Raw genomic sequence first — 14,821 nt, 5'->3', positions numbered from 1 at the left:
GCTGCTGGTGTCAGGCGGTGACGAGGTCGGCTGGCGCGGACAGGGTTCCGCGCACCGCGGTCGCCGCGGCCACGGCGGGCGAGACCAGGTGGGTACGGCCACCCTTGCCCTGGCGGCCCTCGAAGTTGCGGTTGGAGGTCGACGCGCACCGCTCGCCGGGCGCGAGCTGATCGGGGTTCATCCCCAGGCACATCGAGCATCCGGCCTGCCGCCACTCGGCCCCCGCGTCGATGAAGACCTCGCCGAGGCCCTCGGCCTCGGCCTGTGCACGCACCTTCATCGACCCGGGCACGATCAGCATCCGGACACCGTCGGCCACGTGGCGGCCGCGCAGGATGTCGGCGACGGCCCGCAGGTCCTCGATGCGGCCGTTGGTGCACGACCCCACGAAGACGGCGTCGACGGCCACCTCGCGCAGCGGCGTGCCGGCCTCGAGTCCCATGTACCGCAACGCCTTCTCGGCGGTCTCGCGATCACCGTCGCTGCCGAACGACTCCGGGTCCGGCACCGCCGCCGACAGCGGCGCACCCTGGCCCGGGTTGGTGCCCCAGGTGACGAACGGGCTCAGCGTGGTGGCGTCGATGACCACCTCGGCGTCGAACTCAGCACCCGCGTCGGTGCGCAGCGCGTCCCATGCCGCGACGGCGGCGTCCCACTCGGCGCCCTGCGGGGCGTGCGGGCGGCCCTTCAGGTACTCGTACGTGGTCGCGTCGGGCGCGATCATCCCGGCGCGCGCGCCGGCCTCGATGGACATGTTGCAGATGGTCATCCGCGCCTCCATCGACAGCTTCTCGATGGCGCTGCCGCGGTATTCGAGCACGTAGCCCTGACCGCCGCCGGTGCCGATCTTCGCGATCACCGCGAGGATCAGGTCCTTCGCGGTGACCCCCTCGGGCAGTTCGCCGTCGACGGTGATCGCCATCGTCTTGAACGGTCGCAGCGACAGGGTCTGCGTCGCGAGGACGTGCTCGACCTCGGACGTACCGATCCCCATCGCCAGCGCGCCGAACGCGCCGTGTGTCGAGGTGTGGCTGTCGCCGCACACCACGGTCATGCCCGGCTGCGTGAGGCCCAGCTGTGGGCCCATGACGTGCACGATGCCCTGCTCGGCATCGCCCATCGGGAACAGGCGGACGCCGAACTCCTCGCAGTTGCGGCGCAGCGTCTCGACCTGGGTGCGCGAGATGACGTCTGCGATCGGCTGACGCAGCGTATCGGTGGGGACGTTGTGGTCCTCGGTGGCGATCGTCAGGTCCGTCCGGCGCACCGGGCGGCCCGCGAGCCGCAGCCCGTCGAAGGCCTGCGGGCTCGTCACCTCGTGCACGAGGTGCAGGTCGATGTAGATGAGATCGGGATCCTTCGCGGCCCCCTCCCCGACACCGCGGACCACGACGTGCTGGTCCCAGACTTTCTCTGCCATGGTCTTGGGGGCGCTGGCTGTAGCGGTCCCCTGCGCATCCGGCTGCATGCTGCTCCACCTTGATCCCGCCCATCCGCCTCGATGTTGATATCTCAACAGATGGGAAACTAGTATCGGACTATGGGAAACAATAGCGCACCCGACGCGGTCGGCGAAAGCGCCGCGGACCCCCTGGCCGTGGTGAGCGGGATCGGCGTGCTGGACAAGGCGGTCGCCGTGCTGCGTACGGCGGCGGCGGAGCCGGCGTCGCTCGCGGACCTGTGCGAACGCACCGGACTGCCCCGCGCCACTGCACATCGGCTCGCGGTAGGCCTCGAGGTGCATCGCCTGCTCGCCCGCGACGGTGACGGCCTGTGGCGGCCGGGCGCCGCGCTGCGCGAGCTGGCCGCCAGCGATACCGACGCGCTGCTGGCGGCGGCTGCGTTGATCCTGCCGAGACTGCGCGAGATCACCGGTGAGTCCGTGCAGCTGTATCGCCGCGAGGGCGACCATCGCGTGTGCGTGGCCGCGGCGGAACCGCCGTTCGGGCTGCGGGACACCGTCCCCGTCGGCGCGCGGCTGCCGATGGACGCCGGGTCCGGCGCGAAGGTGCTGCTGGCGTGGACCGAGCGCACCTCACACCACGCGGCCACCGGGGCCTTCGGCGAACGTTCGCTCGCCGAGGTGCGCCGCCGAGGGTGGGCACAGAGCGCCGGCGAACGCGAACCTGGGGTGGCGAGTGTGTCGGCGCCCGTGCGGGACTCGCGTGGCGAGGTGGTCGCCGCGATCTCGGTGTCCGGGCCGATCGACCGGATGGGCCGGCGCCCCGGCGCGCGCTGGGCGGCGGACCTGCTACAGGCCGCCGACGCGCTGCACCGCCGCCTGTAGCCGCGGGCTCCCCGCACCGGGTCAGACGACGGGCGAGAGCACCACGATCACGAACACCGCGGCGGTGCCGATCGACGCCCAAGCATTCGTCCGATTCGGCTGCCGACGGACAGGGCGCCTGAACAGGAAAGGCGCCGATCGGATGATCGGCGCCTTCTCCGGTGTACCCCCGATGGGATTCGAACCCACGCTACCGCCGTGAGAGGGCGGCGTCCTAGGCCGCTAGACGACGGGGGCCTAAAACTCTGCTTCGCTTGTGTTACCCTGCAAGGCAGTGCATTTCAAGCTTAGCGGATGTTCTCCTCGTTTCCAAATCGCCGTGTGGGCGATCAGGAGCGATGAGATCATCGCTGGCCTACCAGGACTCGAACCTAGAATGGCTGAACCAGAATCAGCTGTGTTGCCAATTACACCATAGGCCAATGGCTCGCGCCTCAGCCCTCGCCCCAGGGGACGTGGACCTCGTTTTGAGCCGCGATCCAGCCTACAAGGGCGCAGCCGTTCCGCCAAATCGCCAGGTCATACAGACTCAGCGATCAGTGCTCGCGCGGCACGCAGCCGGGCGAGCGAGCGATCCCGGCCGAGCAGTTCCAACGACTCGAACAGCGGCGGGCTCACGGCGGCGCCGGTCGCGCCCACCCGGATCGGGCCGTACGCCTTGCGCGGCTTGAGCTCCAGGCCGTCGATCAGGGCCCCCTTGAGCGCCTCCTCGATCACCGGCGTGGTCCACTCGCCGACCCCGTCGAGCGCCGCTGTGGCCGCGTCGAGCACCTCACCGGCGTCTGCCGTGAGGTTCTTGGCCGCAGCGCCCTCGTCGACCGTGAAGTCCGCGTCGTCCACGTACAGGAAGCGCAGCAGGCCCCACGCGTCCTCCAGGACCTGGATGCGGGTCTGGACCAGGTCGGCCGCCGTGGCCCAGGCGGCGGCACCGTCGGCGTCCAGGCGCTCGGCGCTGACGAACCCACGCCGGATCAGGAAGTCCCGCAGCCGCCCGGCGAAGTCCTCGGGCGTCAGCAGGCGGATGTGCTCGGCGTTGATCGCGTCGGCCTTCTTCTGGTCGAACCGCGCCGGATTGGAGTTGACGCGGGTCACGTCGAACGCACCCACCATCTCCTGCAGGCTGAACACGTCGCGGTCGGGGCCGAGGCCCCAGCCCAGCAGCGCGAGGTAGTTGAGCAGGCCCTCGGGCAGGAAGCCGCGGTCGCGGTGGTGGAAGAGGTTGGACTGTGGGTCGCGCTTGGAGAGCTTCTTGTTGCCCTCGCCCATCACGAACGGCATGTGACCGAACTCGGGGGTGAAATCCGTCACGCCGATCCGGGTCAGGGCCTCGTACAGGGCGATCTGACGCGGCGTCGAGCTGAGCAGGTCCTCGCCACGCAGCACCTGGGTGATCCGCATCAGGGCGTCGTCGACCGGGTTGACCAGCGTGTACAGCGGGTCGCCGTTCGCGCGCGTGAGCGCGTAGTCGGGCACCGCGCCCGCGGCGAACGTCGTCTCGCCACGCACCAGATCGTTCCAGGTGATGTCGCGGTCGGGCATGCGCAGGCGGACGACGGGGCTGCGACCCTCGGCCCGGTAGGCCGCGACCTGCTCGGGCGTGAGGTCGCGGTCGAAGTTGTCGTACCCCAGCTTGGGGTTGCGGCCGGCGGCGACGTGCCGCGCCTCGACCTCCTCGGGCGTCGAGAACGCCTCGTAGGCCTCCCCCGCGTCGAGCAGCCGCCGCACGATGGCGACGTGCTGATCGCGCCGCTGCGACTGCCGGTACGGCGCGTACGGGCCGCCGACCTCGGGGCCCTCGTCCCAGTCGAGCCCCAGCCACCGGAGCGAGTCGAGGATGGCTGCGTAGCTCTCCTCGCTGTCGCGGGCGGCGTCGGTGTCCTCGATCCGGAACACGAACGTGCCCCCCGTGTGGCGGGCCTGCGCGAAGTTGAACAGCGCCGTGCGGACCATTCCGACGTGCGGGGTGCCGGTGGGCGACGGGCAGAAACGGACGCGGACGGGACGCGGTGACGTAGGCGAACTCACCCGTCACAGGGTAGTCGGCCGCCCACCCCGGGTCGGAGTGGGCGGCCGGTGTTCGGATCAGCGCCAGTGGTGCCAGTGGTTGTAGCCACCCCAGCCGCCGCCACCCCAGCCACCGCCCCAACCGCCACCCCAACCCCAACGGGGGCCCCAGTGATGCCCCCAGCCGGGGTTGTACCAGCTGTGCGCCGGCGCGACCGGAGCAGCGTTGGCGGTACCCGCGCCGACGCCCAGCGCCGCGCCTGCCAGTCCGAGCCCGAGGGCCCCACCGGCGAGGAGTTTACGTACGGTCATCAGATCGTTCCCTTTCGTGCGCCGACTGTTGCGCGGCCGTCGGCCGCCTCGACACCCGAAACAATGCTTCGCAAGGCTCTCGACCACCTAGCCGCAACCTGTGAGAAGCCCTGAGACAACGCAAAGCGGAAATTCAGAACAGGCTGAGGGACTATCCCTGGACCGGATTGGTGAGCGTCCCGATGCCCTCGACGGTGACGGACACGAGCTGCCCGTCCGCCATCGGCCCGACGCCGGCCGGCGTGCCGGTGAGGATCACGTCGCCGGGCAACAGCGTCATGACCGCGCTGATCCACTCGATGATCTCCCCCACCGAGTGCAGCATCAGCGACGTGCGGGAGTCCTGCTTGACGGCGCCGTCCAGCTCGGTGGTCAGGTGCCGGTCGGCGGGGTCGAAGTCGGTCTCGATCCACGGGCCCAGCGGGCAGAAGGTGTCGTATCCCTTGCCGCGGGTCCACTGGCCGTCGTGGCGCTGCTGGTCGCGGGCGGTGACGTCGTTGGCGACCGTGTAGCCCAGAATCACGTCCTTGACCTTGTCGGCCTTCACGGCGCGGCAGGGCTGGCCGATCACCACGGCCAGCTCGCCCTCGAAGTCGACACGGGAGCTGTTGGACGGCAGCTTGATGGGCGCCTGCGGGCCGATGATCGAGGTGTTCGGCTTGATGAAGATGACCGGATCCTCGGGGATCTGACCGTCGAACTCCTTGACGTGATCGGCGTAGTTCTTACCGATGCACACCACCTTCGAGGCGAGTATCGGGGCGAGCAGCCGCACATCGTCGAGGGGCCAGCTGCGCCCCGTGTACTGCGGTGTGCCGAAAGGATGTTCGGCGATCTCCCGCACGCGGGCACCGTCCCCCGGCTCCCCGTCGATGGAGGCGAACGCGACACCGTCCGCTGTGGCGATTCGAGCTAGACGCATGACGCCGAGACTACCGCCGCCGCGTGCGCGGCAGATCATTCGACCCTCTAAACTATCACGGGATGACTGCCGCCACACCCGTCGCCGAACCGTCCACCGCCCGCCGCTGGGTGATGCTGCTCGTCTCGATGACGGCGGCGATCACCACCACCGCCGCGGTCAACGGCGCGGCGTTCCTGATCCCGCAGCTGCATCATCGCGGCGTGCCACTGCAGCATGCCGGTCTGTTCGCCGCGGCCGGGCCCTTGGGAGTGCTGCTGACGACGATCGCCTGGGGCGCGCTGATCGATCGGGTCGGCGAGCGGCGCGTACTGCTGGTGAGCCTCACGGGTGCGGTGTTCGGCCTGGGTGCGACGGTGGCCCTCTTCGCCGTCGACGCGCCGCTGTGGACGACGGCCCTCGGGCTGCTGGTCTCATCGGCGATGGCGGCCAGCTGCAACGGGGCCAGCGGGCGGATCGTGGTCGGCTGGTTCCCACCGCAGCGTCGCGGCACCGCGATGGGCATCCGGCAGACGTCGCAGCCGCTCGGGATCGGGATCCTGTCGCTGCTCATGCCCGTCCTGGCGCAACGGGTCTCGCTCGCCGCCGCGACGGCGGTGCCGCTGGTGATCGCGTGCCTGTCGCTGGTGCTGGTGGCCGTGTTCATCGTGGATCCACCCCTGCCGGCGCCGTCCGCCGGGCCGGGAAGCAGCCCCGCGGCGCCGCCGAACCCCTACCGCACCAGCCGATTCCTGTACCGGATCCATTCGTCCAGCGTGCTGCTGCAACTGCCGCAGACGGCGATCTGGACGTACGGCATCACATGGCTCATCGTCGGCCTGCACTGGGCCCCGGCGACCGCGGGGCTGGTCGTGACCGCGAGCCAGGTCTGTGGCGCGGCCGGCCGCGTCGCCTCCGGCGCGCTGTCGGACCGGGTCGGCTCGCGGACCGCGCCGATCCGGTGGATCGCGGTGTGCGCCGCCGTCACCGTCGGCGGCCTGGCGTGCCTGGCCGGGACCGGATCCGGGTGGGCCGTCGTGGTGTTCCTGCTGGCGTCGACGGCGACGGTGGCCGACAACGGCCTGGCGTTCACCGCCGTCGCCGAGCGCGCCGGACCGTTCTACTCGGGCCGCGCGCTGGCGATCCAGAACACCGGGCAGTTCATGCTGTCCACCGCGGCCGCTCCACTGCTCGGAATCCTGATCGGCGCAGCCGGATTCGGCACGGCGTTCGGTGTGGTCGCGCTGGCGCCGCTGCTCGCCCTGCCGGTGATCCCGTCGGACCGCCGCTGAGCACCTCTGTGTGTCGATGTGGTGAGACGACTGTGGTCGTTCACTCGCGGATTCCGCGAGTGGACGACCACAGCTGGAACGTGAAGCTAGCGGGCCACTGCGGCCACGATGCGGTCGCCGATCTCCGTGGTGCGGATCGGGGAGTTCCCGCGGGCGGCGAGGTCCGCGGCCACCGCGTCCTCGATGCGCTGCGCCCCGGCCGCGTCGCCCAGGTGCCGCAGCAGCATCGCTGCGGACAGGATGGCGGCCGTGGGGTCGGCGATGCCCTGGCCCACGATGTCCGGCGCGCTGCCGTGCACCGGCTCGAACATCGACGGGTTGGTGCGCGTCGCGTCGATGTTGCCCGACGCCGCCAGCCCGATGCCGCCGGACACGGCGCCGGCCTCGTCGGTGAGGATGTCGCCGAACAGGTTGTCGGTGACGATCACATCGAACCGCGCCGGGTCCGTGACCAGGTAGATGGTCGCGGCGTCGATGTGGTTGTAGTCCACGGTCACGTCGGGGTACTCGGCCGCGACCGCGTCGACGGTGCGCTGCCACAGCCCGCCGCCGTAGACCAGCACGTTGGTCTTGTGCACCAGCGTCAGCTTCTTCCGCCGCGTCATCGCCAGCTCGAAGGCGAAGCGCACCACGCGCTCCGCGCCGAACCGCGTGTTGACCGAGGTCTCGTTGGCGACCTCCTGCGGCGTGTCGACGCGGATCGCGCCGCCGTTGCCCGTGTAGGCGCCCTCGGTGCCCTCGCGGACCACGACGAAGTCGATCTCGCCGGGATCGCGCAGCGGCGACTCCACGCCCGGGAACAGCTTGGACGGCCGCAGGTTCACGTGGTGGTCCAGCGCGAACCGCATCTTCAGCAGCAGGCCCCGCTCGAGCACGCCCGGCGGCACCTTGCGCGGGTCGCCGATGGCGCCGAGCAGGATCGCGTCGTGCTCGCGGATCGAGTCCAGGTCGGCGTCGGTGAGCAGCTCACCGTTGCGCTCGTAGCGGCGCGCGCCCAGGTCGTACTCGGTGGTCTCCACGTCCCCCGCCACCGCGGTGAGCACCTTGAGCGCCTCCGCGACGACCTCCGGGCCGATGCCGTCGCCACCGATCACCGCGAGCTTCACGCCAGGTCCACCTGTACCAGCGTGGTCGCCTCGACCGCAGCACCGATCGCAGCCTGCACGTCCTCCGGCACCGGCTTACTGACGCGCAACAGCACCGTCGCGCCCGGGCCCTCGGCGTCCTGGCTCAGCGCCGCGGCGGCGATGTCGATGTCGGCGTCGCCCAGCAGGGTGCCGATCCGGCCCAGCGATCCGGGCTTGTCGCCGTACGACACCAGCAGGTTGAGGCCCTCGGCCCGCAGGTCGAAGTTGCGGCCGTTGATGTTGGTGATCTTCTGCACCTGCGCGAGGCCGGACAGCGTGCCGGAGACGTTGGCGACGGTGCCGTCGCCGTACACGGCGCGCACGTCGACGAGGCTGCGGTGGTTGGGGCTCTCCGTCTGGGTCTCGAGCTCGACGGTCACTCCGCGCTCCTCGGCGAGCGCCGGGGCGTTCACGAAGGTGACCGGGTCCTCGATGACGGCGGAGAACAGGCCGCGCAGCGCCGACAGCGGGAGGATCTCGACGTTCGCCGCAGCCAGCTCGCCGCGGACGGTGACGCCCACCCGCTGCGGCAGCGGGCCCGGCAGGGCACCGAGCAGCACGCCCAGCTTGCGGGTCAGCTCGAGCCAGGGCGCGACCTCGTCGTCGACGGCGCCGCCCTTGACGTTGACGGCGTCGGGCACGAACTCGCCGGCGAGCGCCAGCTTGACGCTTGCGGCGACGTCGGTGCCGGCCCGGTCCTGCGCCTCCGAGGTGGACGCGCCCAGGTGCGGCGTGACAACGACCTGCGGCAGCTCGAACAGCGGGCTGTCGGTGCACGGCTCGGTCTCGAAGACGTCGAGGCCGGCGCCGAAGACGTGGCCGGAGGTGATCGCGTCGGCGAGCGCCTGCTCGTCGACCAGGCCGCCGCGGGCGGCGTTGACGATGATCACGCCCTTCTTGGTCTTGGCCAGCAGTTCCCGCCCGATCAGGCCCTTGGTCTCGGGGGTCTTGGGCAGGTGCACCGTGATGAAGTCGGCGCGCTCGACCAGCTCCTCGAGCGGCAGCAGCTCGATGCCCAGCTGGGCGGCGCGCGCCGGGCTGACGTAGGGGTCGTACGCGACGATCTTGGTCTCGAACGCGGCGAGGCGCTGCGCGACCAGCTGGCCGATGCGGCCCATGCCCACCACGCCGACGGTCTTGCCGAAGATCTCGACGCCGTTGAAGCTACTGCGCTTCCACGTGTGCTCCCGCAGCGTCGCGTCGGCGGCCGGGATCTGGCGCGCGGTGGCGAGCAGCAGCGCGACGGCATGCTCGGCGGCGGTGTGGATGTTGGACGTCGGGGCGTTCACGACGAGGACGCCCCGCTCGGTCGCGGCGGGCACGTCGACGTTGTCGAGGCCGACCCCGGCGCGGGCGACGATCTTGAGATTGGTAGCGGCGGCGAGCACCTCGGCGTCGACGGTGGTCGCGGACCGCACCAGCAGGGCGTCGGCCTCGGGAACCGCGGCCAGCAGTGCCGGGCGGTCCGGTCCGTCGACCCACTTGACCTCGACGCCGTCGCCGAGCGCCTCCACGGTCGACGGGGCGAGTTTGTCGGCGATCAGTACAACGGGGCGAGTCAAGTATCTGCTCCTGTAATGCGCGGTGCCGGGCGTGGCCCGATTGCGCGCTCAGTGTAGTCGCGGCGCGGGGGGCGGTTTCCGCTGACCTGCGGGTCGCCGGGCCACTCCGCGGCGGCCGGGCATCAGGCCCCCGCCTCGCCGCCGGGCCGGACCCGGGTCGTCAATGCAGGACGGCCGCGCCGTACCAGCGACACACCGCCAGCGCCACCTCCACGTCGACCCGGTCCGACCAGTCGGAGCGTCCACATCTCTCGCGTGCGCGCTGCACCCGGTACTTCACCGAGTTCGCATGCAGGTTCAGGCGTTCAGCAGCGGCTTTGTAGCCGAAGTTCTCATCCAACACCACGCGCAGTGTCTCGCGCAGCCGCGCATCCCCCGCGGTGTCGGATGCGAGGTCACCGAGCACCGACCCGACCCAGCTGCGCAGCGCGGCCGGATCGGAGCCGGCGAGCGCGGCCAGCGTCACCGTCGGGTCCGAGGCGACGAGCAGGCGTGCACCACCCGCGTCGGCTATCCGACGCACGTCGAGCGCAACCCGGTGCGAGTGCCGGAATCCATCGACACCCGGGGCGGGTGGGCCCACCACGCAGCGCGGGTGGCCGGCGGAGCCCGCGACGAACCGGCGCAGCGCGTCGACGGCACCGTCGGCGTCCATCAGCGGTACCCAGCCCCAGCCGGTCATCCGGTCGGCCGCCACGAACAACGGCATCTCGCGGGCCCCGACCACGCCGGCGAGCTCCGTGACGAACCGCTCCATGCGGCGGACGGAGTCACCGTCCTCGTCCGCGTCCAACCACACCACGACGGCGATGTGGGTGCGCAGGAACGGGTACCGGATGACGGTGGTCGCAGCCGCCGCGTCGACATCGCCGTCGGCCAGGAGCTCGCGCACCCGCAGCACCCGGTCCGAATCGCGGTTCGCCAGCCACCGCTCGCGCTCGCGCTCGTACGCATCGATCGCCTGCTCGGTCGCCGCATCGTTGTAGTCGAACGACCACCTCGTGACCGACTCGTACGCGGTGAGCCGCCCCTCGGCGGGCAGAGCAGCGGTGTCGACGAGCCGGCCGATCCCGGCGAGCATCGTGGCATGCCCGATGCGGTAGGCGCGGACGAGCGCGTTCATCGACATGCCGCGTTGCGCGAGGCGCCGGGGGTAGTCGAGTGCCGGCTCCGGGAGCACGATCCGCGCCGCGTCGGCACCGACCCGCAGCGCGTGCACCACCGTCTCGACGTTCGCGGCCACACTGGCCGCGAGGGCCCGCTCGATCGTCTCATCGCCGCGGAGCTGCGGTATCTCCTCGATGATGCGCTCGGTCATCTCGGCGCCCAGCGCGCCGACGTCCGCTGCGACGAGGTCGACCAGCCGGCGTGTCGCCTCGAGATCCGCCGTCGCCATGGTGCCGCAGCCTAGAACGTCCGTCGGCGCCGGGAGGGACATCTCTGTCGCGGGGGCACAAACAGTGTCGGAAAGTTCGTCGCCCGGCGACGGAGTGAGCCAGCTCACATCGCGGGAAGGTGGTGGGGCACGCCGAACCGACCCCCGGGAGAACCGATGGACCTCGCCCACCTGCCCGCCGTCCGCGCCGCAGCAGACCCGCACGGCCCCGCCGTCGCGGACGACCAGCTCGATCTGGACAACGCCGCATTCGACGACGCCGTCAGCCGCGCCACCGCGACCCTGCGCGGCCACGGAGTCGGTGCGGGTGACGTGGTGGCGATCATGCTGCCCAACACCGCCCTGCTCGTGGTGACGTTGTTCGCAGCGTGGCGGCTCGGCGCCGCCGCCACGCCGATCAACCCCTGGCTCACCCCCGCAGAGTCGGATTACCAGGTCCGCGACGCCGCGGCGAGCGTGGTGGTCACGGACCCACCCGCGGCCGACGCTCCCGCACCCGGGCACACCGCCACCGTCGTTCCCGTCGGTAGCCTGCTCGACGCGGAGCCCGACCCCGCGCCGCCGTTCAGCCCGGCGGCCGACGACCTCGCGCTGCTGATCTACACGAGCGGCAGCACCGGCCGCCCGAAGGGCGTACTGACGGATCACGCGAACCTCGATGCGATGTGCGGGATGCTCATCGCGACGTGTGGCACCACCAGCGCGGACCGCAGCCTGCTGATCCTGCCGCTGTTCCACGCCAACGGCATCGTGGTCGGCACCCTCACCCCACTGCTCGCCGGCGGATCCGTGGTGATCGCCGGGAGGTTCACGCCCGCAACGTTCTTCGACCGTCTGGAGAGCAGCGGCGCCACCTACTTCTCGGCGGTACCGACGATCCTGACGCTGCTCGCCGACCTGCCCGCAGACGTCCAGCCCGACACGTCCGCGGTGCGGTACGCGGGGTGCGGCGCGGCGCCCGCCAGCGTCGAGCTGCTCGAGCGCTTCGAGAAGCGGTTCGGCATCCCCGTCATCGAGGGCTACGGGCTGTCCGAGACCACCTGCGTCGCAACGCTGAACCCTCTCGACGGCGTGCGCAAGCCGGGCACCGTGGGGCTGCCACTGGAGGGGATCTCCATCCGCGTGACCGACGGTGACGGGCGCGACGCCCCGGTAGGCGAGCCGGGAGAGGTCCTCATCTCCGGCCCGAACGTCATGCGCGGCTATCTCGGTCGGCCCGAGGCGACCGCGGAGACATTGGTGGACGGTTGGTTGCGCACCGGCGATATCGGCCTCCTCGACGAGGACGGCTACCTGCGGCTGGTGGATCGGGCGAAGGACATGATCATCCGCGGTGGGGAGAACATCTACCCCAAGGAGATCGAGACGGTGGTGTACCAGATCCCCGGGATCGCCGCCGCGGCCGTCGTGGGCCGGCCCAGCGACCTCTACGGCGAGGTGCCGGTGTTGTACGTGTCCGCCGCTCCCGGCGCCGAGCTCGACACCGCGGCGATCGCCGCGCACGCCGCCGAATCACTCGCGAAATACAAACTTCCCGTGGATATCACGGTACTCGACGCACTTCCGACCAATGCCGTGGGCAAGATCGACAAGCCCACGCTCCGCGCCCGCACCGCGTCGGCGCGCTGATCGACTCGCCCGATTAGGAGATAAGAGAAATGGGATTCGCCACCCCCGATCTGCCGCCCGTGGACCCGCAGGAATACCTGGCCCGCCCGGTCCGCGAACGCCTGCGGTTCGCCACCCAGCACTGGGTCGAGAACGGCTTCGGCACAGCCAAGTTCGTATTCCTGATCTACATCGCCAAGCTCGTTCTGCTGCACGCCTTCCTCGGCGTCGTGATCGCCACCAGCACCTCCGGCCTGCACTTCTGGGACGTCTCGGGGTGGTGGAACCAGCCCATCGTGTACGAGAAGCTCGTGCTGTGGACGACCCTGCTCGAGGCCATCGGCATCGCCGGCGCGTGGGGCCCGCTGACCTTCAAGATCAAGCCGATGACCGGTGGGATCCGGTTCTGGGCCCGGACCGGGACGATCCGGCTGCGGCCGTTTGCGTGGGTGCCGCTCACCGCGGGCACCCGCCGCACCCCCGCCGACGTCGGGCTGTACCTCCTGCTGCTCGTGTCCCTGGTGGTCGGCCTGGCCACGCCCGGCGCCGGCGTGGGCGATTCGCTGCCGCACGAGTTGGTTCGGCCGTGGCTGTTCATCGCGCCGGTGGCACTGCTGATCCTGATCGGGTTGCGGGACAAGACGATCTTCCTCGCCGCCCGCGGCGAGCAGTACATGCCCGCGATGCTGATGTTCGCGCTGCTGCCCCTGTTCTCGTTCGCGACGTTGATCGTCGGCCTGAAGCTGCTGATCGTGGTGGTGTGGGTGGGCGCCGGCCTGAGCAAGATCGGCAAGCATTTCGTCATGGTGATCCCGGTGATGGTGTCCAACAGCCCGTGCATGCCCTTCAAGGGGCTACGCCGTGCCAACTACCGAAACCCGCCCGAGGACCTGCTGCCGTCGACTTTCGCACGGTTCATGGCGGAGGGTCTGGGCACGTTCGTCGAGATCGCGGCCCCGCTGGTCCTGCTGTTCTCCGTGAACCGGACGCTCACCGTGGTCTGCGCCGTGTTCATGGTGTGCTACCACCTGTTCATCATCTCCACCTTCCCATTGGCGGTGCCGCTGGAGTGGAACCTGCTGTTCGCCTACACGGCGCTGATCCTGTTCGTGGGCTTCCCCGCCGAGCGCGGCTTCAGCGTGGTCGATATGCACCCGGCCTGGCTGATCCTGGCGATCTTCGCGCTGCTCGCGTTCTTCCCGGTGCTCGGCAACTTCCGGCCCGACAAGGTGTCGTTCCTGCCCTCCCTGCGCCAGTACGCGGGCAACTGGGCGACCGGCATGTGGGCGTTCGCGCCCGGCGCCGAGGAGAAGATGAACCGGGTGCAGCGGCCGGTGCACAGCACCGTGGACCAGTTCGTCGAGTTCGGGATCGAGCGGGACTGGGCGGAGGTACTGATGCAGATCGGCCTAGGCTGGCGCGCGATGCACAGCAACGGCCGCGGCCTGTTCTCGACGCTGCTCCGGCACGTCCCGGACATCGAACAGCGCACTCTGCGGGAAGGTGAACTGGTGTGTAACACCCTGATCGGCTTCAACTTCGGCGACGGCCACCTGCACGACGGGAACCTGATCGCCGCCGTCCAGGAACAGGTCGGCTTCGAACCGGGCGACCTCGTGGTGGTCTGCGCCGAGTCGCAGCCCGTCCACCGGATGACGCAGGACTTCGAGATCATCGACGCCGCGCTCGGCGTGATCGCCAAGGGGCGCTGGAATGTCGACGATGTGGTGACCGCCCAGCCGTGGCTGCCGGACGGTCCGGTGCCGTGCGAGATCACCTGGACCGCGGACGCCACCCGATTCCCGTTGGGCCGCGCCGCGTGAGCACCGCCACCGTCGTCGGCGGCGGGCCCAACGGGCTCGCCGCCGCGATCACCCTGGCCCGCGCCGGCGTGCAGGTCACCCTCCTCGAGGCCGCCGACACCGCGGGCGGCGGGGTGCGGTCGTTCGAGGGGATCGTGCCCGGCTTGGTGCACGACCACTGCGCGGCGATCCACCCCATGGCGGTCGGCTCCCCGTTCCTCACGGAACTCGACCTCGCCCGACACGGGTTGCGTTGGCTCAGTGCGGAGATCGACTGCGTCCATCCGCTCGACGACGGTGCCGCCGGCGTCCTGCACCGCTCGGTCACGGACACCGCGGCGGGGATGGGGCCGGACGGCGCGCTGTGGCGGGCGCTGTTCGCCTCGCCGGTCGCGCACTTCGACGAGCTGTCCGAGGACATCATGGGGCCGCTGCTGCGCGTCCCGCACCACCCGCTGCGCCCGGCCCGGTTCGGAGCGCCGACGGTGGCGCCGGCGTCCGCCCTGGCGCGGGCGTTCCGCACCCGTGCG

At 70.8% G+C, this 14,821-nt stretch carries 12 protein-coding genes and 2 tRNA genes; 5 read left to right on the top strand and 9 right to left on the bottom strand.

Going from position 1 to position 14,821, the window contains the following annotated elements; genetic code table 11:
* Positions 1-10: 10 nt before the first annotated feature.
* The gene (leuC, locus tag ABD908_RS15885) at positions 11-1,468 is read right to left on the bottom strand and encodes a 3-isopropylmalate dehydratase large subunit (RefSeq protein ID WP_344997626.1); all 1,458 of its coding nucleotides are present in this window, start codon (positions 1,466-1,468) and stop codon (positions 11-13) included.
* A gap of 72 nt (positions 1,469-1,540) precedes the next feature.
* Here leuC and ABD908_RS15880 point away from each other — a divergent pair, with 72 nt between their 5' ends.
* Positions 1,541-2,287 carry an IclR family transcriptional regulator gene (locus ABD908_RS15880; protein ID WP_385924154.1) on the top strand — a complete coding sequence of 249 codons (747 nt, stop codon included), beginning with the start codon at positions 1,541-1,543 and terminating at the stop codon, positions 2,285-2,287.
* A 164-nt stretch (positions 2,288-2,451) separates the two neighbouring features.
* On the opposite strand, the gene ABD908_RS15875 is transcribed toward ABD908_RS15880, so the two are convergent.
* The 5 genes from ABD908_RS15875 to ABD908_RS15855 form a co-directional block, all read right to left on the bottom strand.
* Positions 2,452-2,524, bottom strand: a tRNA-Glu gene (locus tag ABD908_RS15875).
* A gap of 113 nt (positions 2,525-2,637) precedes the next feature.
* Positions 2,638-2,709, bottom strand: a tRNA-Gln gene (locus ABD908_RS15870).
* Between the two features lie 97 nt (positions 2,710-2,806).
* A complete protein-coding gene (gene gltX / locus ABD908_RS15865; protein WP_344997624.1) occupies positions 2,807-4,312 on the bottom strand; it encodes a glutamate--tRNA ligase in 1,506 nt (501 codons plus the stop codon).
* 57 nt (positions 4,313-4,369) lie between these two features.
* Positions 4,370-4,603 carry a hypothetical protein gene (locus ABD908_RS15860; RefSeq protein ID WP_344997622.1) on the bottom strand — a complete coding sequence of 78 codons (234 nt, stop codon included), beginning with the start codon at positions 4,601-4,603 and terminating at the stop codon, positions 4,370-4,372.
* Positions 4,604-4,754: 151 nt separating this feature from the next.
* Positions 4,755-5,525 carry a fumarylacetoacetate hydrolase family protein gene (locus tag ABD908_RS15855; protein WP_344997620.1) on the bottom strand — a complete coding sequence of 257 codons (771 nt, stop codon included), beginning with the start codon at positions 5,523-5,525 and terminating at the stop codon, positions 4,755-4,757.
* Between the two features lie 62 nt (positions 5,526-5,587).
* Between ABD908_RS15855 and ABD908_RS15850 the strand changes: the two genes are divergently transcribed.
* Complete coding sequence (locus tag ABD908_RS15850) at positions 5,588-6,796, top strand: MFS transporter (protein ID WP_344997619.1); 1,209 nt, start codon at positions 5,588-5,590, stop codon at positions 6,794-6,796.
* 86 nt (positions 6,797-6,882) lie between these two features.
* Here the strand turns inward: ABD908_RS15850 and ABD908_RS15845 are convergent, their stop codons facing one another.
* The 3 genes from ABD908_RS15845 to ABD908_RS15835 form a co-directional block, all read right to left on the bottom strand.
* Entirely contained in the window at positions 6,883-7,902 is a 1,020-nt protein-coding gene (locus ABD908_RS15845; RefSeq protein WP_344997617.1) for a 3-isopropylmalate dehydrogenase, read from the bottom strand.
* The gene (serA, locus tag ABD908_RS15840; RefSeq protein WP_344997615.1) at positions 7,899-9,485 is read right to left on the bottom strand and encodes a phosphoglycerate dehydrogenase; all 1,587 of its coding nucleotides are present in this window, start codon (positions 9,483-9,485) and stop codon (positions 7,899-7,901) included. Before serA ends, ABD908_RS15845 begins: the two co-directional genes overlap by 4 nt.
* 160 nt (positions 9,486-9,645) lie before the next feature.
* On the bottom strand, positions 9,646-10,881 hold the full coding sequence (locus ABD908_RS15835; RefSeq protein ID WP_344997613.1) for a PucR family transcriptional regulator: 1,236 nt from the start codon (positions 10,879-10,881) through the stop codon (positions 9,646-9,648).
* A 156-nt stretch (positions 10,882-11,037) separates the two neighbouring features.
* Between ABD908_RS15835 and ABD908_RS15830 the strand changes: the two genes are divergently transcribed.
* From ABD908_RS15830 to ABD908_RS15820, 3 genes are all read left to right on the top strand, one after another.
* Complete coding sequence (locus tag ABD908_RS15830; RefSeq protein WP_344997611.1) at positions 11,038-12,510, top strand: class I adenylate-forming enzyme family protein; 1,473 nt, start codon at positions 11,038-11,040, stop codon at positions 12,508-12,510.
* Positions 12,511-12,539: 29 nt separating this feature from the next.
* Entirely contained in the window at positions 12,540-14,312 is a 1,773-nt protein-coding gene (locus ABD908_RS15825) for a DUF3556 domain-containing protein (protein WP_344997609.1), read from the top strand.
* A partial coding sequence (locus ABD908_RS15820) for a phytoene desaturase family protein (RefSeq protein WP_344997607.1) occupies positions 14,309-14,821 on the top strand: 513 nt, incomplete at its 3' end. The genes ABD908_RS15825 and ABD908_RS15820, both read left to right, overlap by 4 nt.

The sequence above is a fragment of the Tsukamurella soli genome (assembly GCF_039541155.1).
In the GTDB taxonomy this organism is placed as follows: domain Bacteria; phylum Actinomycetota; class Actinomycetes; order Mycobacteriales; family Mycobacteriaceae; genus Tsukamurella; species Tsukamurella soli.
The sequence above is the reverse complement of the archived record's forward strand: the minus strand, read 5'-3'. Positions and strand labels throughout refer to the sequence as shown.